Annotated in this window: 16 protein-coding genes and 1 pseudogene; 7 read left to right on the forward strand and 10 right to left on the reverse strand. The window is 73.2% G+C overall.

Annotated features, from left to right (window positions below):
* The first annotated feature begins 222 nt into the window (after window positions 1–222).
* Window positions 223–1,005, forward strand: coding sequence for an SDR family oxidoreductase (locus A7B18_RS12360; protein ID WP_102127004.1), 783 nt, complete (start codon window positions 223–225; stop codon window positions 1,003–1,005).
* An 11-nt stretch (window positions 1,006–1,016) separates the two neighbouring features.
* On the opposite strand, the gene A7B18_RS12365 is transcribed toward A7B18_RS12360, so the two are convergent.
* Complete coding sequence (locus A7B18_RS12365; RefSeq protein WP_102127005.1) at window positions 1,017–2,138, reverse strand: GGDEF domain-containing protein; 1,122 nt, start codon at window positions 2,136–2,138, stop codon at window positions 1,017–1,019.
* A 94-nt stretch (window positions 2,139–2,232) separates the two neighbouring features.
* Window positions 2,233–3,153: a mechanosensitive ion channel family protein gene (locus tag A7B18_RS12370; RefSeq protein ID WP_102127006.1), complete on the reverse strand. Its 921-nt coding sequence runs from the start codon at window positions 3,151–3,153 to the stop codon at window positions 2,233–2,235.
* A gap of 68 nt (window positions 3,154–3,221) precedes the next feature.
* Here A7B18_RS12370 and A7B18_RS12375 point away from each other — a divergent pair, with 68 nt between their 5' ends.
* On the forward strand, window positions 3,222–4,115 hold the full coding sequence (locus A7B18_RS12375) for a haloalkane dehalogenase (protein ID WP_102127007.1): 894 nt from the start codon (window positions 3,222–3,224) through the stop codon (window positions 4,113–4,115).
* A gap of 36 nt (window positions 4,116–4,151) precedes the next feature.
* Here the strand turns inward: A7B18_RS12375 and A7B18_RS12380 are convergent, their stop codons facing one another.
* The 4 genes from A7B18_RS12380 to A7B18_RS12395 all read right to left on the reverse strand — a co-directional run bounded on the left by A7B18_RS12380 (window position 4,152) and on the right by A7B18_RS12395 (window position 7,886).
* Window positions 4,152–5,123, reverse strand: coding sequence for a phosphotransferase family protein (locus A7B18_RS12380; RefSeq protein WP_102127008.1), 972 nt, complete (start codon window positions 5,121–5,123; stop codon window positions 4,152–4,154).
* A 24-nt stretch (window positions 5,124–5,147) separates the two neighbouring features.
* A complete protein-coding gene (locus tag A7B18_RS12385; protein ID WP_102127009.1) occupies window positions 5,148–5,633 on the reverse strand; it encodes an amphi-Trp domain-containing protein in 486 nt (161 codons plus the stop codon).
* Window positions 5,634–5,659: 26 nt separating this feature from the next.
* Window positions 5,660–6,628: a hypothetical protein gene (locus A7B18_RS12390; protein WP_102127010.1), complete on the reverse strand. Its 969-nt coding sequence runs from the start codon at window positions 6,626–6,628 to the stop codon at window positions 5,660–5,662.
* A 409-nt stretch (window positions 6,629–7,037) separates the two neighbouring features.
* A complete protein-coding gene (locus tag A7B18_RS12395; protein ID WP_102127011.1) occupies window positions 7,038–7,886 on the reverse strand; it encodes a MerR family transcriptional regulator in 849 nt (282 codons plus the stop codon).
* A gap of 136 nt (window positions 7,887–8,022) precedes the next feature.
* Here A7B18_RS12395 and A7B18_RS12400 point away from each other — a divergent pair, with 136 nt between their 5' ends.
* Together A7B18_RS12400 and A7B18_RS12405 are read left to right on the forward strand one after the other, a co-directional pair.
* Window positions 8,023–9,615 carry a DEAD/DEAH box helicase gene (locus tag A7B18_RS12400; protein WP_102127012.1) on the forward strand — a complete coding sequence of 531 codons (1,593 nt, stop codon included), beginning with the start codon at window positions 8,023–8,025 and terminating at the stop codon, window positions 9,613–9,615.
* Between the two features lie 293 nt (window positions 9,616–9,908).
* Window positions 9,909–10,199 (forward strand): hypothetical protein, encoded by a 291-nt coding sequence (locus A7B18_RS12405; RefSeq protein ID WP_102127013.1) that lies wholly within the window; start codon window positions 9,909–9,911, stop codon window positions 10,197–10,199.
* On the opposite strand, the gene A7B18_RS12410 is transcribed toward A7B18_RS12405, so the two are convergent.
* From A7B18_RS12410 to A7B18_RS22895, 4 genes are all read right to left on the reverse strand, one after another.
* The gene (locus tag A7B18_RS12410) at window positions 10,196–11,197 is read right to left on the reverse strand and encodes an HD domain-containing phosphohydrolase (protein WP_102127014.1); all 1,002 of its coding nucleotides are present in this window, start codon (window positions 11,195–11,197) and stop codon (window positions 10,196–10,198) included. The two genes, A7B18_RS12405 and A7B18_RS12410, sit on opposite strands and share 4 nt — an antisense overlap.
* Window positions 11,198–11,290: 93 nt before the next feature.
* Window positions 11,291–12,832 carry a sensor domain-containing diguanylate cyclase gene (locus A7B18_RS12415; RefSeq protein ID WP_102127015.1) on the reverse strand — a complete coding sequence of 514 codons (1,542 nt, stop codon included), beginning with the start codon at window positions 12,830–12,832 and terminating at the stop codon, window positions 11,291–11,293.
* 272 nt (window positions 12,833–13,104) lie between these two features.
* Window positions 13,105–14,472 carry a replication initiator protein A gene (locus tag A7B18_RS12420; protein ID WP_102127016.1) on the reverse strand — a complete coding sequence of 456 codons (1,368 nt, stop codon included), beginning with the start codon at window positions 14,470–14,472 and terminating at the stop codon, window positions 13,105–13,107.
* A gap of 500 nt (window positions 14,473–14,972) precedes the next feature.
* Entirely contained in the window at window positions 14,973–17,219 is a 2,247-nt protein-coding gene (locus A7B18_RS22895) for a putative bifunctional diguanylate cyclase/phosphodiesterase (protein WP_180970139.1), read from the reverse strand.
* A 206-nt stretch (window positions 17,220–17,425) separates the two neighbouring features.
* On the opposite strand from A7B18_RS22895, the gene A7B18_RS12430 reads away from it, so the two are divergent.
* The 3 genes and pseudogenes from A7B18_RS12430 to A7B18_RS12440 all read left to right on the forward strand — a co-directional run.
* Entirely contained in the window at window positions 17,426–18,199 is a 774-nt protein-coding gene (locus A7B18_RS12430; RefSeq protein WP_102127018.1) for a ParA family protein, read from the forward strand.
* A complete protein-coding gene (locus A7B18_RS12435; protein WP_102127019.1) occupies window positions 18,192–19,124 on the forward strand; it encodes a ParB/RepB/Spo0J family partition protein in 933 nt (310 codons plus the stop codon). Before A7B18_RS12430 ends, A7B18_RS12435 begins: the two co-directional genes overlap by 8 nt.
* A gap of 176 nt (window positions 19,125–19,300) precedes the next feature.
* A pseudogene (locus A7B18_RS12440) lies at window positions 19,301–19,505 on the forward strand (NCS2 family permease); the annotation flags it as partial.

A 19,505-nucleotide genomic window follows, 5' to 3' on the forward strand; every position in this document is an offset into this window, starting at 1 on the left:
GGTTTCTGGAAAGACCAGTTGCCGGACGGGCCGGGACCCGGGGTCCGGGGCACGTAAGGCCGCGCGTCTGGGCTCCCAAGCCTGACGTGGGGATGAACACTTCTTTAATCATTGCCCGGGGCCACCGCAGAGATAAGGAGAGGCTCAAGGCGCCGCGACCGGAGAGGTTGACTCGCCGTTCCCGGGGCCCGTACGCTCCCGGCGCAGGGAAGGGAGGCCGCTATGGGAATGCTGGAGGGGAAGGTCGCTTTCGTCACCGGGGGTGCGAGCGGGATCGGGGCGGGGACGGCGCGGCGGTTCGCCGAGGAGGGGGCGCAGGTCATGATCGCGGACGTGCAGCCGCAGGAGGGCGCGCGCGTGCAGGGCGAGATCGTCGCCGCGGGGGGGCAGGCCGCCTACGTGGACTGCGACGTGAGCGACCCGCAGGCCGTGCGCGCGGCGGTCGAGGCCACCGTCTCGCAGTTCGGGGGGCTCGACGTCGTGTTCGCCAACGCGGGCATCAACGGGGTGTGGGCCCCCATCGACGAGCTCCAGCCGGAGGAGTGGGACCGCACCCTCGACATCAACCTCAAGGGCACGTACCTCACCGTGCATTTCGCGGTGCCGCACCTCAAGGCGCGGGGCGGCGGCAGCATCATCATCACGAGCAGCGTGAACGGCAACCGCACCTTCTCCAGCCCGGGCGCGAGCGCCTACAGCACCTCCAAGGCCGGGCAGGTCGCCTTCATGAAGATGATCGCCCTGGAGCTGGGGCGCCACGGGATTCGTTGCAACGCGGTGTGCCCGGGCCTGATCCACACGAACATCGAGGAGCGCACCGAGCACCGCAACACGGAAGAGATCGGCATCGAGGTCGAGCTGCCGCAGGGCAGCCCGGCGCTCAACGAGGGTGAGGGCGACCCCGTGGACGTGGCGGACACCTGCCTCTTCCTGGCCTCCAACCTCGGGCGGCACGTTTCGGGCGTGGAGATCTACGTGGACGGCGGGGCGTCGCTGCTGCGCTGAGCGCCGGAGGGTCAGGGCGGGGGTCCCGGGTCCACCTCGACCCGGTTGCGGCCCCCCCGTTTGGCCGTGTAGAGCAGGTCGTCGGCGCGGCGGAAGAGGGCTTGCGGGTCGTCGCCGGACCGCCACCCCGCCACCCCCAGGCTGAGGGTCACCCGGCCCACCCGGAAGTCGTGGGCCTCCACGGCGGCGCGCAGGCGCTCGGCGGCGCGGGCGGCGGCCCCCAGGTCGGCGCCCGGCAGCAGCCAGACGAACTCCTCGCCGCCCCAGCGGGCCAGCAGGTCGCCCGCGCGCAGCTCCCGCCGGGCGAGGGCCGCCAGCTCGCGCAGCACGCGGTCTCCCACCGGGTGGCCGTACGCGTCGTTCACCCGCTTGAAGGCGTCGAGGTCGAAGGCGATCAGGCTCAGCGGGTCGAGGTGGCGGGAGGCCTGCCCGGAGGCGGCGCCGAGGGCGTGGTCGAAGGCGCGGCGGTTGAGCAGCCCCGTCAGGTCGTCCACGTGGGCGAAGCGTTCCAGCACGCCGCGTTCTTGCTCCAGCCGCGCCTGGCGCATGTACACCACCGTGAGCACCTGGAGCAGGAGGTAAAAGGACCCCACCACGAGCGCGTGGAGAACGAGCAGGTTCACCACCCCGCCGGGGGTCGCCAGCCCCGAGAAGACCGCCTGGACGCCCGCCGCCGCCTTGAGGCCCAGGCTGAGCACGCCCACCCCCAGGGCGAGGCGCTGCGACCACGGCGACGGGAAGACCAGCCACGAGCACACCATCATGACCAGCGGCAGGTAGATGTGGCGGGCCGTCACGAGGTAGGCGGTGTCCTCCACGCTCAGGCCCGGCGGCAGGAGCTGGAAGCCCAGCGCGTCGAAGGCGAGGGCCACCCCCGTCGCCCCGAAAAAGGTCAGCCGGATCACCCGCAGCCGCGAGCGCCGGAAGACGAGCATCCCGAAAAAACCCAGCAGGAACACCAGCCCGAACACCAGATTCAGCCAAGCGCTCAGGGGATGCGGCCCCCACTCCAGCGCGGCGCGCATGAGTTCCGCCGATCCCACGACGGGCAGGATGCGCCCGATCACCCGTTCGAGCGCGCGGACGTACTCGTCGGTGAAGATGGAGGGAAGGGGGGCGGGGGGTCGCGTCATGGCGTCGGGGTGACGCGCAGGCACGGCGTCTTTTCACCCGCAGTATCGGCCACGCCGGTAACAACACTCTGACGCCGGGCGCCGGCGCGGGCCTTTATCCGGGCCGCCGCCGGGGGACCTCCCCTCCCCCCACCCACTCGGTCTGCCCGGCCTCGTCCGGGGGCGGCCCACCCTCCTCCCGGCGCAGCAGGACGTGCCGGGTGGGCCGCGCGGGGGTGATCCCGGCCTCCCGCAGCGCGGGCACGATGGCCTCCAGCACCTCGTCCTGGGCGAGAATCGCCTCGCGGCGCACGGGGGGCTCGATCCAGAACCTCACCTCCAGGTTCACGCCGAGGTCGTCGTAGGTGCGCACGACGACCCGGGGGGCGGGGTCTTTCAGCACGTCCCTCAGCCCGGCGACGGCCTCCAGAATGATCCGTTTGACCGTGGCGAGGTCCTCGTCGAACCCCACCGTGAGGCCCACGTCGAGGCGCCGCCGCTCGTAGGCGGTGTTCACGACCACCCGGTTGGTGAACAGCTCGCTGTTGGGAATCACGATCTGGCGGTTGTCGTAGGTGCGGATCAAGGTGGCGCGAACCTGGATGTCCTCCACCGTGCCCTCGTGGTCGCCGCTCACGATCTGGTCGCCGATGCGGAAAGGGCGGGTCAGGAGGATCAGCAACCCCGCGAGCAGGTTCTGGAAGATGTCCTTGAAGGCAAATCCTATGGCGATGCCGCTCACGCCGAGCGCCCCGAAGAGAGACGCCGCGTTGAGTTCGGGGATGATGATCGTCAGGGCCACCAGCCCCCCGAGGGCGAGCACCGCCCACGAGGCGAGCCGCGAGAACACGAGCGCCGTGCCCGGCTGGTGCCCCGCCCGCTCGGTGAGGGAGTGGACGGCGCGGCGGGCCAACCCGGCGGCGAACAGGAACAGCGCGAAGACACCCACCCCGATCGACAGGTTCGGGATGGCGGCGATCAGGCTCTGGAGCATCCCCTGAAGCCGGGTCCAGGCGGCCTCGATGTTCAGGTGCATGTCCCCACCCTAAGCGTTTTCGCTGGCCCCGCCTCCGGGATCAGGCGGGCGGGTATCTTGAGCCTCCCATGCCGAGCCCCCCTCTCCCCTCCCCCGCCGACCCCCACCCGCGGCGGCGCCTCCCCGTCCTCGACTCCGAGATCGCTTTCGTGGACACGGGCGGCGACCTCCCCCCGGTCGTCTTCCTGCACGGCAACCCCACCTCGTCGTACCTGTGGCGCAGCGTCCTGCCCGAGGTCGAGCCGCTCGGGCGCTGCCTCGCCCCCGACCTGATCGGGATGGGGGAGTCGGGGAAGGCGCCAGGCGGGAGCTACACCATCGCGGATCACGCCCGCTACCTCGACGCGTGGCTGGGCGCACTCGACCTGCGACAGGTCACGCTCGTGCTCCACGACTGGGGCGGGGCGCTGGGGTTTGACTGGGCGCGGCGGCATCCGGAGCGGGTGGCCCGGCTCGCGTACATGGAGACCATCGTGACGCCGCTGGGCTGGGACGACTGGGACCCGGGCGGGCGGGGCATCTTCCGGGCGATGCGCGGCCCCGGCGGGGAGGAGATCATCCTCCAGAAAAACGTCTTCGTCGAGCGGATTTTGCCCTCGTCGGTGATCCGCCCCCTCGGCGAGGAGGAGCTGGAGGCCTACCGCGCCCCCTTCCGCGAGCCCGGCGAGGCGAGGCGGCCCATGCTCACCTTTCCCCGGCAACTGCCCATCGAGGGCGTGCCGGAGGACGTGGTGGCCCGGGTGGAGGCTTACGGCGCGTGGCTGAGCGTCAGCCCGGTGCCCAAGCTCTTCGTCAACGCCGAGCCCGGCTCCATCCTCGTCGGGCGCCAGCGCGAGTTCTGCCGCTCGTGGCCGAATCAGCGGGAGGTGACGGTGGCGGGGCGGCACTTCCTCCAGGAGGACTCGCCGCAGGAGATCGGGCGGGCGGTGGCGGCCTTCATCCGGGAGACGCCGTTGGGGTAGCGGGAGGCGGAGGGCCTTCGGCCTCCCGCAGCCCCCTCAACTGCCCAGCGCCCGCCCCGCCGCGCCGAGCAGGGCCGCCGCGTGGGCCGTCCGGCCCGGTCTCCCCTTGGCGGCGAGGCGGGCCGCCTTGCGCAGACAGGCCAGCGCCTCGTAGAAGGGCAGGGCGCGCCGGGCGGCGGGGACGGCTTCCAGGTAACGGCACGTGAAGGCCTGCGCCTCCTCGGCCACCGGTCCGGCGAGGGCCGGGTCACGGGCCGCGAGGTGGCGCAGCGACCCCAGGAAGCGCCCGGCGTCCTGGGCAGGGTCCCCGACGCCCCAGGAGTCCCAGTCGATCACGGTGGTCCGGGCCGGGGTCAGGAAGACGTGGGAGGCGACGAAATCGCCGTGGATCAGGTGCGGCGGGGGCGGCCACACGGGCTGCGCCGCTTCCAGGCGGGCGAGGAGGCGCCGCCCGGTGTCCCGGAGGGGGGGAGCGTGCTCGCCGAGCGCCGCCGCCCAGCGCCGGGCCTGGGGCAGGGGGTCGCGCATCCGGTAGGCGGAGGGCAGAGGCGCGCCGGGGCCGTGCAGGGCGGCGAGCCACCCCGCCGCCCGCTCCCCCACCCCGGGCTCGCCCCGCCGCAGGAGGTCGCGGGCGGGCACGCCGGGCGCTTCCTCCACGAGCAGCAGGCGCCACCCGGGCGCGTAAACGAGGGGCGCCGGGACCCCGAGGGGCCCCCCCAGCCCGCCCCGGCGCAGGGCGGCGAGGGTGCGGGCGACGTCGGGGCGCTCGCGGGCGTACACCTTGGCGACGAGGGGCCGCTCCCCTCCCTCCGAGCGGGCCGCGAGGCGCAGGGTCCAGCGGCTTCCCGCGTGCTCGCGCAACGGGGTGACCTCCCGGACCTGCACCCCCCCCAGGAGGGGCCCCAGCAGCTCGGTCGCCGTCTGCGGGTGGGCGAGGCGGCGCACCACGGGCGGGGCCGCCTCCCAGTCGGGGGACCAGCCGGGCGGCAGGCGGGGGGGCGGGCTCACCCCCTCACCTGCCCGGCAAGGGACTCAGGACCCTTCGGAGCCAGACGCCTGTTCCCCGGAGGGCTGGCCGCCCTGCCGACCCTGGCTGCCCGGTCGGCGACCTGAGCCGCTCTGGGTGCCCTGGCCGCCTGGACCGCTCGGCCCGTCCTGGCTGGCCTGCCCCGCCTGGCCGCCGGGGGGGCCGCTCTGCCCGCCGCCCGCCGCTTCGACACCCGGCGTGATCTCCAGGCGTTCCTCGGGCTGGGGGGTCTCCCAGCGGACTTCGAGCTTCAAGACGCTCTCGCCGCCCTCCTCCCCGGCCTCGAGCTTGAGTTCGGCGCGTTCGCCCACCCGCAGGGCGGCGAGTTCCTGGCCGCGGCGGATGGTGACGCCGCCCGCGCGCAGGGCCTGGGCGAGCGTTTCGAGGTGGGTGGCGGCCTCCCCCACCTCCAGGGTGGCGCGGGCGCGGACCATCCGGCCTCCCGTCTCGCCCTCGCGTTCGCTGCGTTCTTTTTGGCTGCGGTGTGACATGATCTTCTCCTTTGCTGAAAGAGGGCTTACCCCTCCCACTCGTCCGCGCTCTGCCCCGCCCGGCGGCGGACGAGGAGGTCGAGGAGATGGGCGTCGAGCGGCGCGGGCTGCTCCAGGTCCCGGAACCACGCCGCGAGTTCGCGCACGGCCCCGGGCACGTCGTCCGGGGGCGCGCCCCCCCGACACGCCCGCGCCACCCCGTCGGCGATCCCCCGCAGGGCGGCCCGCTTGAGCCGGGCGCGGGTGCGGGGCGGCAGGGGCGGCGCCCCCAGGCTGAGTTCGGGCGTGTCCCGCGGGCGCACCACGACGACGCGCCCCCCCCGGCCCTCCTCCCGCAATCCCGCCGCCGAGCCGCCCACCCCGTTCCAGAGGTCCTCGAGAACGTGGATGGAACGTGGGCGCAGGAAGCAGACCTCCCCGGTCCGCAGCGTGCCCCCCACCTCCCACCCCGGCGGCGGGGGCCAGGACGGCGCGAGGCCCAGGGGCGCGGGCGGGGCCACGTCGAGGTCCGCGAGGAAGCCGCGCTTGGCCGCCCCGTTGGGGTCTGCGTGCCGCCGCCGCAGGACGAGGTAGTGGCCGCGCACCGGGCGGTCGGGGTAGAGCCGTTGCAGACAGTCCTGGATGCTGCCGTGGATGCCCACGTCCACCACCGTGAGGGGGTGCCGCCCCGACACGCCGCGGCGGTGCAGGTAGCGGTCGAGGAGCCGGGCCTGGGCCGCGTCCGTCGCCGCGGCCTGCGCGAGCGGGCGCGAGACGTACGCCAGGGTCACCCGGCGCGGGTGCACGCCCCGGAAGCGGCGCGGCGCCGCGCGCAGCAGGGTCTGGGCCGCCACGAAGGGCGCGATTCCGTCCCGCCCGAGGCACAGGGCCACCCCGCGCGGCTGCCCGGCGAGGTCGTCCAGCCACCCGGCGGCGAACGTGGCAAGCGCGGGGGCATAGCGGTCCCGGCTCACCTCGTAAAGCCGCCGCACATACCGTTCGCTCCATTCCTGCATCCGCCGCTCCTCCCTGGACTCCCAAGCTGACCAAAAGCTGACAGGGCCAGCCTACCCCGTCCAGCGCGTGCAAGCGTTGACCTTCGGTGGGAAGCGCCTGTAGCCGCCGTGAAGTTCATGTGAAGGTCACTCGGGAAAAGTTGTAACAGCTTCCAAGCAAACGCCCCCTCCGGGGAAGGGGCGCCCTCTCCCCGGAGGGTCTGGGGTCGTCAGGTAAGGCGGGGACGGGGGTCTCGCCCGGAGAGGACGGCGCGGGCCTTCCGGTCACGTGGCGTCCCCTCGTGGAGGGTCTGGAGGTGATCGCGGGCGAGGGCGAGTCGAAAGCTCGACGTTGATGGTCGGCCTCTGGCTCTGTGGGATGCGGCGAGAGGTCCCCGCCGCTCAGGGACCTCTCGCCGTGTCCCGGGGCCTACCCCTGGGCGCGGCCCTCCTCCCGGACAGGGAGGGCGACGTCGCAGAAGGGGTCGCCCTCCCCCACCGCGCTCTCCGGGACGAAGTACACCTCGCGGGGGGAGGCCGACCCGCGCAGGCCCTGCGCCTGGGCGTGCCCGAACACCGCGTCGTACGCCTCCAGGATGCCGGGAAATTCGCACTGGGCCTTGGTGACCGTGGTGTAAACCTCCTGGTGGGCGGGTTCGAGGCGGATGCGCAACTCGCCCCGCGGTTCGAGAACACCATCGAAGGGGACGCAGACCTCGACGGGGCCGTCGTTTTCCTCGTCCACCCGCCCGTGGTAGATCACGAAGGAGCGCTCGCCCGCGCGCAGGCCCGAGGCGGCGAGGGCCCCGTACAGGTCGCGGTGGGCCGCGTCCAGAAAAGCGGGCAGCTCGCCGACGAGCAGGGAACGCTGCCGGGTGAGGACCTTTTGCTCGGGGACGTCTCGGATGTGGACCTCGTACATGGTGTCTCCCTTCCCGGAGAGGAACGTCTCCAGGTAATGAACGAGCCGCCGCTTTGTCACCGCCTCGCGCTCCACCTCGCGCCAGTACGCCCCGATCACCCGCGCCGCCTCGGGCCCCGGCAGGTCGAGCACACCCGCGACGCGCGCCAGGGGCATGCCGAGCTGCCGCAGCAGGGCGATGAGGTGGGCGCGCGGAAGCTGGGCGGCGGTGTAGGAGCGGTAGCCGCTCGCGGGGCCCACGTGGTCGGGCGAGAGCAGCCCCAGCGCGTCGTAGAGCCGCAGCGCCTTGACGGTCAGCCGCGCCTCGCGGGCGAAGGCCCCGATGGAGAGCCGCTCATGGGTCGGCGCCTCGTTCATGTCCGGCAGTGTCGGGTCTGCCCCTTGGGGAGAGTCAAGTGGGGGACGTACGTGGACCGCCTCTCGTTTCGGGGGGCTCCCGGCAGGCATGATGGGGCCAGGACCCGCCCGCACGGGTGGCCCCGGACAGGACCCCATGACCCAGACCCAGGACCAACGCGAGCCCCGAGCCGCCGACCAGACCACGCCCGAAGCCCAGGCCAGCACCGACCAGACCCGCACCTCCCGCCGCCGACGCGGAGGTCGGGGGCGCGGCACGCCGGACCCGGGGCCGAGTTCCGCCCAGCCCCGTCCCGAGGAGGGGCAGGCGCCCAGCCGGGCGGAGGCTCCCTCCTGGCAGGCGCTGCTGGGGGACCGCACCCCCACCCCCGTGCAGGCGCAGGCGATCCCCGTGCTGCTGGAGGGGCGGGACGTGATCACCACGGCGCGGACCGGAAGCGGCAAGACGCTGGCCTTCCTGATCCCCGCCGCCGCCCGCGGCATCGGCACCACCCCCACGCGCGGGCTGAGGCCCGAGGTGCTCGTCATCACGCCCACCCGCGAACTCGCCGTGCAGATCCGGGACGTGGCGCGCGAACTCGGCATGCCCGCCGGGCGCATCACCGGGGGCATCACCCCGGGGGCGACCCGCGCCGAGGCGAGCGGCAAGGGCCTGATCGTGGGCACGCCGGGCCGCCTCAAGGACCTGATCACCCGGGGCGAACTGAACCTCGCCGGGCTGCGCTACGCCGTGCTCGACGAGGCGGACGAGCTGCTCTCGCTGGGCTTTCTCAAGGACGTGGGCGACATCCTGGGGGCGGCGCAGACGGCGGTGGGGGGGCGGACCCTCCAGATCGCGATGGCGTCGGCGACCTTCCCGGCGGCGATCCGCGAGGTGGCCGAGCGCTTCATGCACGGGCCCGCGCGCATCGACGTGGCCCCCGCGCGCCCGGCAGGCGACTTGCAGCGCAGCGGCGACGTGCTCGGCGGGGCGACCGGGGCCACCCACCTCCTGATCCACACGACGCGGGCGGACCTGCTGGAGATCGCGGCCCGCAAGACGCGCGAGGCCCTGCGCGAGCCCGGCGGCTGCGTGGTGATCTTTTGCCGCACGAAGGCGCTCGTCAAGCGCCGGGCGGAGCGGCTCGCCGACCTCCTGCCCGGCGAGATCGTCAGCCCCCTCCAGGGCAACATGGACCAGAAAAAGCGCGAGCACACCATGAAAGAGCTGCGCGAGGGCCGGTCGCGCGTCCTCGTCGCCACCGACATCGCCGGGCGCGGCATCGACCTCCCCGAGGTCCGGCTCGTCTTGCACCTCGACGTGGCCTCCACCGCCGAGGACCACGTTCACCGCTCGGGCCGCACCGCCCGAGCCGGGAGGCCGGGGGTCAACCTCGTCATGCTCATTCCCGAGCAGCGCGGCCTGTGGCAGAGCGTGCGCCGGGGCCTGCCCGCCGCCCTCCAGCCCCCCCTCACCCCGGAGGAAGGCCAGATCGACCGCGACATCCAGGAAAAGCAGGGCCGCGGCTCGGGCAACGGGGTCGAAGACCGGGGCCAGGGGCGCGGCGGCTCGGGCCGCAATGGGGCAGGTCCTCAAGGCCAGAACCGGGCCGCTCCCCGGCAGGAGGGGCAGGGCGGGCGGCAGCAGGACCGGCAGCCCCGGGCTCAGCGCGAGACCTCGCAGGCTGCCGGGGTCGGCGGGGGCCGGGTGGGGCCGCAGCGTCCCCGGGGCCGGGGCGGGCGGCGGTAGGCAAGGGGGAGGCGGCCTTTACCCGACTCTCAGCTGGCCGAGGCCGAGCGGGCGATGACCGAGCACCTCGCCCGCATCCCCTCCGACCAGGCGGACGTCGTGTCCGCCGAGGAGGCGGGGTGACGCTGGGCCCGGCTCGGCGGGGCTAGGCCCGGCGCGTGTGGCGGGTGGGCACGTCGGGCTGGGCATACGCGTCCTGGCGCGGTCCCATCTCCACGGAGGGGCTGCCCCGTCGGTTGGAGCTGACCGGCCTGTAGGAAAGTTGTGATCAGCCCCCCGTCAGACTGCGCCGCATGACCGACCCCCTCACCCAGGCTCAGGCCGACGCGGAGCAGGTCCGCCTCGTGCGGGAGGCGCTGGCCCGGCGCAGGGCCAGCCCCGCCGGGGAGGCCTCCCCTCCGGTGCTGCGCTTTTTCCCCGGCGGCCCGCGCCCCACCCTCGCCGAGGCGGGTGGGGTGCCCCAGGGGGCCCCGGTGCCCTCCGTCACAACCCGGCCCGAACCCCGGGAACTGGGGCTCGCCGTTCTCCAGCTCGGCGAGGGACGCGGGGGGCCTGCAACCGACGTCCCCCTGACCCTCCGCTAGGATCGGCCCATCGCCTCCGCCCCCTCCGTCTCCAGCAGGCGCAGGAAGGCGGCGACGACCCCGGGGTCGAACTGGCGACCCGCCTGGGCCCGGAGTTCTTCCAGGGCCTCGTCCGCCGTCCAGGCCCGCTTGTAGGGCCGCTCGCTCATCAGGGCGTCGTACACGTCGACCACGGTGAAGATTCGCGCGAGGAGGGGGATGTGCCCCCCGCCCAGGCCGTGCGGGTAGCCCGAGCCGTCCCAGCGCTCGTGGTGGGCGCGGATCAGGTCGAGGGCGGGGCCGGGGATGAAGCCCAGCGCGGCGGCGAAGCGTTCGCCCTCCTGGGGGTGGGCGCGCATCGCCTCCCACTCCGCCGCGTCGAGGGGACCGGGCTTGAGCAACACCGTGTCGGGGACCTTGAGCTTGCCCAGGTCGTGGAGGTAGGCCCCCAGCCGCAGCGCCTCCAGGGCCGGGTGGTCCAGGCCCAGGGCCTCGCCGAGGCGGGAAGACCACGCGGTCACCCGGTCGGTGTGGCCCTTGGTCTCACGGTCGCGGGCCTCCAGCGCGAGCCCCAGGGCGCGCACCGCCGCCTCGCGCGCCCGGGTGGCCTCCTCCTCGGCGCGCTTTTGATCCTCGATGTCGGTGCAGGTGCCCACCCAGGCGATGTTGCGGCCCGCGTCATCCGCCACCCGCACCCCCCGCACCAGAAACCAGCGGTGTACCCCGTCCTGGCGGCGCAGGCGATATTCGATCTCGTAGTTCTCCTCGTGGTCGACGGCCCGTCTCCAGACGGTCAGGGTCCTCGCCTCGTCGTCGGGGTGCAGCGCCTCCTCGAAACCGAAGCCGCGGCTGCCCCCGAGCAGCCCGGTGTACTCGGTCCAGGCGCGGTTCACATGCTTCCAGGCCCCCGCCGCGTTCGCCGTCCAGAGCATCACCGGCATGGCGTCGAGCAGGTGGCGGTACCCGTCTTCCGGCTGGAGGGGCAGGACGTAGGCGGCGCGGTGGGCGTCGGGGGGCATGAGAAAGAGAGTAGAAGAAGCCCCGCCCCCCCACCATGTCTCCACCCTCAAGGGTTGCCGAGGAATTAAGGCGGAGCTGTGGGGAACCCGTCCTCAGCCCCCCCGGAGCCCGGCACGGCGCCGCTTGTCCGCGTACATCCGCTCGTCGGCGAGGCGCAGGGCCGCCTTCGCCCCCCGGGCCTCTCCCGGCCACAGCGCCACCCCGAAGGAGGCGCCCACCTCCCGGAAGCCCGCCGCGCGCGAGGCCGCGACCGCCGCGTCCACCCCCTCCAACACGGCGGCCTGGGCACACTCGGCGTCCGTCACCCCTTCGAGCAGCAGCACGAACTCGTCCCCGCCGAGGCGGAAGAGGGTCCCCCCGGGCGGCAGCTCCGCCGCAAGCGCCCCGGCGAAGAGGCGCAGCAGCACGTCGCCCCGGGCGTGGCCCTCGCGGTCGTTGATTCCCTTGAAGCCGTCGAGGTCGAGCACCGCCAGGGCGCGCGGCGGCCCGGCCTCCTCCAGCGCGGCGTCGAGGGCGCGGCGGTTGCCCAGCCCGGTCAGGGCGTCGCGCCGGGCCTCCTGAAGCATCCGCCCCTCGCGCTCCTGGCGCAGCAGCGCCCCCGCGACCGTTCGGGACGTGACCCCGAAGAGGTCCCGGTCCGCCCGGCTCCAGGGCCGCGGGGTGAGTCGGGCCGCCACGAGCAGGTACCGGGTGCCCCCCAGCGACCCCAGCGGGGCCAGAACCGCCCCCGGCACGCCGCCGGGAGTCGGCCCGATTTCCGCAGGTGCCCCGTGCGACGCCTGGGAAGCCCGTGGAGGCCCCTCGAAGAAGGTGGGCGCCTCCCAGGCCGCGCCGCGACCGAGCCGGGCCTTCACGGCCCTCCTGAGCGCCTCGGGGGGAGCGGGCATCTCCCCGCTCGTTCCGGGGGGGTGCCAGGCCGTCTCGACCCCGAGGCGTCCTTCCTCCTCGCGCACCAGCCCGGCCCAGTCGAGGGGGCAGACGCAGGCGAGGAGGGCGACGGCGGACTTCACGAGGGCGTCCGGGTCGAGGTCGAGGTCGGCGAGGGCGGAGACGGCGGCGAGGGTCTCGGCGTGGGCGGTGGCGCGGCGCAGCTCGTCCACGAGCCGCTGGCGGGTGGCGGCCTCGCGCTCGGCCTCCAGGCGAGCGCGGCGCAGCTCCAGCTCGTCCACGGCGAGGGCGGCGAGGTTCACCAGGGCCTCGCGCTCGACCTGCGTGACCTCGGCGCGCGGCGCGTGGTCGAGCACGCATAGGGTGCCGACGTTGTGCCCGTCGGGCGTCTGGAGGGGCGCGCCCGCGTAGAAGCGGAAGCCGCCCGGCCCGGCGACGAGGGGATGCCCCGTGAAGCGGGGGTCGAGCGCGAGGTCGAGGGAGACGAGAACCCCGTTTTGCTCGATGGTGCGGGCGCAAAAGGAGAGCTGACGGTCGAGCCGCCGCAGGTCCACCCCCACGCACGCCTTGCTCCACGAGCTGTCCGCCGTCACGATGTTCACGAGCGCGACCGGCACGCGGAAAAACTGCGCGGCGAGCTGGGCCAGCCGCTCGAAGGCCGTCTCGGGCAGGGGATCGAGGATGGCGTAGCGCGCGACCGCCTCCAGGCGCGCGAGTTCTTCTTCGGCAGGGAGCGACGCGACCATGTGGGGTCAGGGTAGGGGGCTCTTCGCCGCAGAAGTCTTACAGGAGGGACAGGTCAGGAGGCTTTCTTCTCAGCTCAGGCCCGGCTGACTCTGAGACGGCCCTTGACGGCCCGCCGGGACCCGTTGCGGACTTCGGGTGTCTCGGAAACTCACCTGAGCCTTCTCGTGGCTCCCAGCGCCTGTGAGGGCTGTTCGGCTACCGGGGGGGCTCCTGCGAGGCTCGGCACACCGTTTCCGCCCCCTGAACCCCGTCCGAATCCCACAGGTATGTCTCAGGCGGGCACCCTCAGACGGTCTTTGAGATCGTCGACGAATCCCTGGGCGTCCATCCGCGCCAGCCGCGCGTGCGCCTCCGTGAGAAGGACCGCACCGTCCAAGTCCCCCGTCGTGACGAGGTGACGCAGGGTGTCGAGTTCGGCGGCGGTGAACTTGCGGTGGTAGAGCAGGGAGACGCGCTTGGTGGTGAACGAGGCCGCCTCGGCGAGGTCCAGGCCGCGCAACTCCGCGGTCACGTCCACGCCGCTCTCCTCGGCGGCCTGGGGAGGGGTACGCTGCACCGCCGCCGTGGGCGCGGCCTCCAGCACCCGGCCCGAGGTAGGGTCGGGGTACTGGTCGGGGTGCCGAATCAGGTGGACGAGGGCGTGCGCGGGCGTCTTGCGAACCTTGAGGAGGCCCGCGCGGAGCAGGCGCTCGAACCGTTCGATCCGCGTCATCAGGACCGAGGTCGTGTACTGCCGGGTGAGCTGCCGGGCGATCCCATCCGCGACCCCGTGCGCCCGGAGACGGTGGAGCAGCGCCGGGCTGATCGGCGTGAACTCGGGCGAGAACTCGTAGCGCAACCGCTGTTTCTTACCGCGGCCATCCAGGGTCACGCTGCGCAGGTAGCCGCGCCGCAGCAGTTCCTCGTGCGGGCCCTCCAGCGCGCGGCGCACCACGTCCGGGCGCCCGTTGGGGAGCTTGCACTGGTCGGCCCACTCGATCAGCCCGACCTCGTACTCGTCGATCACCTCGTCGGGCCGCTCGGGGTTGTAGCGCATCGCGTCGAGCAGCCGGAAGATGATCCGGGTGCGGGGCCGCGACAGGGACTGCATGAACTCGATGTTCAGCGGCTTGGTGTACCCGCTGCGCAGGGACGCGACGAGCGGCTCGGCGAGGCGCAGCCGGAGCATACTGCGGTCGTCGAAACGGCCCGACTCGCCGTGGTGGGTGTATTCCAGCAGCTCGATGAAGTGGAACTTGGCGGTCGTCCAGCGCCGGTTGGGGTGGTCGCGCCACCCCCCGCTGATCTCGTACGAGGTCGTGTGCAGGCGGTCGAGACTTTCGGCGAGCATCGTCCGGTACCGCCCGTTGCGGTGAAATCCCGCCAGCCGCAGCAGGTCCGTTACCGCCAGGCTCATCTCCCCGTCTTCCGGGAGCCCGCTGCTCATGTAGTGATCGATCAGGGCGCTGCTCACGTCGTTGTCGATGCCGTGTGGAATCCCCAGCTCCGGAAGCGCCCGGCACCCCACCCGCACCACCCGGTCCCCCTGGGTAAAGGTGACCCGCCAGGAATGCTGGCCCTCCACCGAGTCCTGCGCCGAGACCAGATTCAGGCGGCCCCAGTTGAGGTCATCGAACCGCGCGGGCTTGAAGTCGTTCATGGGCCTCCCTGGTGGTGAACAGAATAGGAGGTTTAAAGATAAAAAGATCTGTTAAAAGATATTGATGAAACACCACCAGAGGGCGCCTGCATACCCGCGCCAGGAGGGCGCATACCCCCCGTTTTCCCACAGGTGTGTCTCAGTAAACACCACAAGTGTGTCTCAGGCAGCGGCCCGAAACACCACAAGTGTGTCTCAGGGGGGTCCGAAAACACCACAGGTGTGTCTCAGCAAACACCACAAGTGTGTCTCAGGGGCTCTCTAAGACATAGTTGTGGTGTTTTGCCTGAATCCCACAACTGTGTCTCAGGCGGGCGACCCCAAATCCCACAAGTGTGTCTCAGGCAAAACGCCCGAATCCCACAACTGTGTCTCAGGCGAAACGCCCGAATCCCACAACTGTGTCTCAGGGGATTCGGGCGTTTTCGGTCACTTTCGGGGCCCGGCGAAGGGGTGGTTGGCAGGGGAAGCGGCCCCTCTCCTCTCCCCTGTGGTGGGTGTCAGGTGCCCCGCGAAACGAGCGGTTCCTCCTGCGCGAGGAGGGCGCGGGCCTCGGCGGCGGGGAGGGGATGGGCGATGTAGTACCCCTGGGCCATCGCGTAGCCCAGGGCCCGCACCTCGGCGTACTGGTCGGCGGTCTCGACCCCCTCGGCGACCGTGTTCAGGCCCAGGGTGTGACCGAGAACGGCGATCACGCGGGCGAGTTCGGTGCCCGTCTTGTCGTGGCCGAGGCCCGCGATAAAGGAGCGGTCCACCTTGAGGTCGTCGATGGGGAAGTGGCGCAGGTAGCTCAGGCTGGAGTACCCGGTGCCGAAGTCGTCGACCGCGAGGCGCACGCCGAGGTCACGCAGCGCCCCCAGGGTATGCAGGGTCGCCTCCACGTCGCTCATCAGGACGTTTTCCGTGAGTTCGACCATCAGGCGCCCCGGGGCGAGTCCCGCCTCGCGCAGGGCCGCGGCGACGTCCTCCACCACGTCCGCCTGAGCGAGGTGGGCGGCGGTGAGGTTGACGCCCACGCTGGGGGGCTCCTCGCCCGGAGCCCCCGTCCACCCCGCGACCTCGCGGCAGGCCGCGCGCAGCACCCAGCGGCCCAGCGGCACCACCAGCCCCGTCTCCTCGGCCACGCCCAGAAAGGCCTCGGGCGTGAGGAGGCCCCGGGTGGGGTGTGGCCAGCGCACCAGGGCCTCGACCCCCCGCGCCCGCCCGGTGTGCACGTCCACGAGGGGCTGGTAGCGCAGCTCGAAGTCTTCCCGCGCCAGCGCCGTGCGCAACTCGGCCTCCAGCTCCATGTCCGCCACGACCGCCGCGTGCATGGACGCGTCGAACAGTTGCGCGCGACCCCGCCGCTCCGCCTTGGCGCGGTACAGGGCCACGTCCGCGTTACGCAGCAGCGTCTCGCCGTCTTCCCCGCCGCCCAGCGCGATCCCCACGCTCGCCTCCACGTTCAGGCTCAGGCCCCGCACCGTGACCGGGGTGTCCAGGGCCGCCAGCAGCCGTTCGGCGGCCTCGCTCGCCTCGCTCGGGCCGCCCACCCCCGGCAGCAGCACCGCAAACTCGTCCCCGCCCAGGCGGGACACTGTGGCGCCCGCGGGCAGGCCCGCCTTCAGGCGCCCGCCCACCGCGCGCAGCACCTCGTCCCCGGTTCCGTGCCCCAGGCTGTCGTTGATCGCCTTGAAGTTGTCGAGGTCCATCAGGAGCGCCGCCACACGCGCCGGGGCGGGCCCGTCCTCCAGGGCGCGCGCCACCCGCTCCTGAAAGAGGCGGCGGTTGCCCAGGCCGGTGAGAGGATCGTGCAGGGCCAGGTACGCCAGGTGGGCGGTCAGCCGCCGCCGCTCGCGCAGCACGGCGCCCAGCAAGAGCCCCGAGACGGTGAGGGTGAGGAGGCCGAATTGCAGGGCGAGCCCGCCCGTCTCCCGGACCTCCCGGCTCCCGGTGAGCAGCGCGACGCCCACATTCAGGCCGAGCACCGCCAGCGCCGTGCGCCCGAAGCCGTGGCGGGTCGCCGTCCACAGCAGCGGCACGAACAGGGCGTAGCTGAAGTCGAGCGTGGTGCTGCGCGGCCCCCCGTACCCCACCCACAGCGCGGTCAACCCGAGCCCGACCTCGGCGAGCCCCCCCAGCACGCGCCGCCAGCGGGGAGGGGGCGGCGCCGGGTCGGGCTCGGGGGGCGGCTCGGGATCGGTCCCCTCGGGCGACGGGGCGGCCCAGACCCCCGGCCAGCGCCGCAGGAGCAGCAGCAGGGGCGGCGCGAGCAGCCCGGTTCCCGTGGCGGCCCCCGCCCACAGTTGCAGGATGCGCTCGTCCACCCTCGGCCAGACCAGGGCCCCGGCCCCGGCCAGGGTGAGCACCTGGAGGGCGGCCACGGCGAGCGGAGCCGCCACCATCGCCACCACCACGAAAAGCTGGACGTCGCGCAGCCGGGAGAGCCGCGGATCGAAGCGCAGACCCCTCAGCACCCGGCAGGCCAGGACCGTGCCGCCCACCGTCACGGCCAGGAAGGCGAGCAGCGGCGTGGGCGGCAGCGGCTGCTCGACCACCAGCGCCTGGTGCAGCAGGCTGCTCACCACCAGAAAGGGCCAGAAGCGCAGCCCGAAGACGAGCAAGAGCACGTAGTCGAGCGCGGACGGCGGGTACCACACCGACACGCCCGGGGCCGCGTTGAAGCGTTGCGACACCACGTCGAGCGCCAGCCAGGCCAGGAGGTAGAGCGCCCCCAGCCGGGCGGGGTGAGGCGGGCGCGCGGGCACGGGAGTCAGTCTCCCCCGCTGCCGGAACGGGTCGTGGGCCGACGAAGCACGCCTGAGGATAAGGGTCTTTCGGAGGACGACATGAGCGAAACCCGGTCCCCACCCGCCGCAACGCCCCGCAGAGGCGCTTGTGGGCCCCCCCACCCCGGGCCGTCTTCACGTGAAGACGGGACGTGCCTCGGCCTCCCGGCCTATGCTGTGGGCAGATGCTCACGCTGACTTTCTTCAACCACGCGGGCGGGGCGGCGAAGACCAGCCTGGCGCTGAACACCGGGCACGCGCTCGCCGAGGCGGGGCTGCGGGTGCTGCTCATCGACCTCGACCCCCAGGCCAACCTCAGCGCCTGGCTGGGGCACCCTCTGGTGCCCGACGAGCAGACGGCGTTCGCGGTGGCGGTCAGCGGCGACGCGAGGCTGCCGGGGCCGCTGCGGGCGCACGGGCTCGACCTGATTCCCAGCAACCTGCACATGGCGCTCTCCGAAGGGCAGATGATGGCGCAGGAGGGGGCCACCCTCAACCTGCGCTACGCGCTGGACGGGGTGCGGGAGCGCTACGACCTCGTGCTCGTGGACAGCCCGCCCAGCCTGGGCAAGCTCGCGGTGCTCGCCGCGCTCGCCGCCGACCAGCTCGTCGTGCCGGTGCCCACCCGCGCCAAGGGGCTGAGCGGCCTCCCCGGGGTGCTCGCCGCGCTGAACACCTACCGGCGGCTGCGCCCGGAGCTGCGGGTCGGTCTCTTCGTGCCCACCCTGTACGACAGCCGCAACAGCCACGACCGGGAGGTTCTGGCGGCACTCAGGTCTCAGCTCCAGCCGCTCGCGCAGCCGCTGAACTACCGCCCGGCGACCTGGAACGACAGCGCGGGGGCCGGGGAGCCCCTGGGCGTCTTCGCCCCGAACAGCCCGGCGGCGCAGGAGGTGCGCGGCCTCGCCCAGGAGATCGCCGACCACACCGGGCTGCGGGTGACGGTGAACCGTGGCTAGGCGCCGCTTCGACGCCTCGGCGACCCTGAGCGCCCTGCTGGGGCCCGACGGGGCCGCCGACCTCACCAGCCGCGACCAGCTCCGCGCCCTTCCCCTGGACGCCCTCTCCCCCACCCCGTACCAGCCGCGCGGCGAGTTCGACGGGGCGAGCCTGGAAGACCTCGCCGGGAGCATCCGCGAGAACGGGGTGCTGCAACCCGTCCTCGTCCGTCCGCGGGAGGGCGGGGGGTACGAGATCGTCGCCGGGGAGCGGCGCTGGCGCGCGGCGCGGCTCGCCGGGCTCTCCGAGATCCCCGCCTACATCCGCGACCTCACCGACGATCAGGCGGCGGCGGCCTCCGCGGTGGAGAACCTGCTGCGCGAGGACCTCAACCCCGTCGAGGAGGTGGAGGCCAAGCGCCGCATCGCCGCCCTCGCCCTGGGCCTGCCCGACGAAGAGGTCATGACCCGGCTGCGCCACCTGCTCGACCACCCGGAGGAGGACCCGGAGGGCGTCTCCCAGCTCGACGCGGCCTTTGCCCGGCTGGGCGGCGAGAAGTGGCAATCCTTCCTGCGCAACAAGGGCCGGGTGCTCAACCTCCCCCCCGACGTGAAGGCCGCCGTGCGTCAGGGCCTCGACTACCGCAAGGCGCTGGCCGTGGGCGGGGTGGCCGACGCCAGGGAGCGCGCCCGGCTCCTCACCCTCGCCCGGGAGGGGGCCACGGTCGCCGCCCTGACCGAGGCCGCCCGCCCGCGCCGGGGCGAGGGGCCCGCCGAGGGGCGACGTCAGGCCATCGTGCGCACGCTGGGCCGCAAGCGTTTCCTGACGGCCCTGCCCGGGGAACGCCGCGTCCGCGTCGAGGAACTGCTCGAAGAGCTCGACCGCCTCCTGCACGAGAAGGAGCCCTCGGAGAAGCCGACGCGCAGGGGCCGCCGTTCAGGCTGAACGCCGGAGTCAGCGCTCCTCCCGGGGACGAGGCGCCGGGGCCCCAAGCCTCCAGACGACTCGCGCGGGTCTCCTCTCGGGACGACTACCCTGAACGCTGGACGCGGGCCGTCGCCGGGCCCCGTCCTCCGGCCCGCGCCCCCCGAGCCCTCTTCCCCGCCTTCAGGAGTGTTCTCATGTCCGACGCCTCCACCCCCCAGCCCGTGGGCCGTTCCGGCCTCGACCGTTTCTTCGGCCTGAGCGCCTCGGGCTCAACCGTCTCGCGCGAGATGAGGGCGGGCCTGACGACCTTCCTCACGATGAGCTACATCCTCTTCGTGAACCCGCAGGTGCTGTCCGCGGCGATCAACGTGCCCAACGCCTTCGTGCAGCTCCTGATGA

The sequence above is a fragment of the Deinococcus planocerae genome (assembly GCF_002869765.1).
Taxonomy (GTDB): Bacteria; Deinococcota; Deinococci; order Deinococcales; family Deinococcaceae; genus Deinococcus; species Deinococcus planocerae.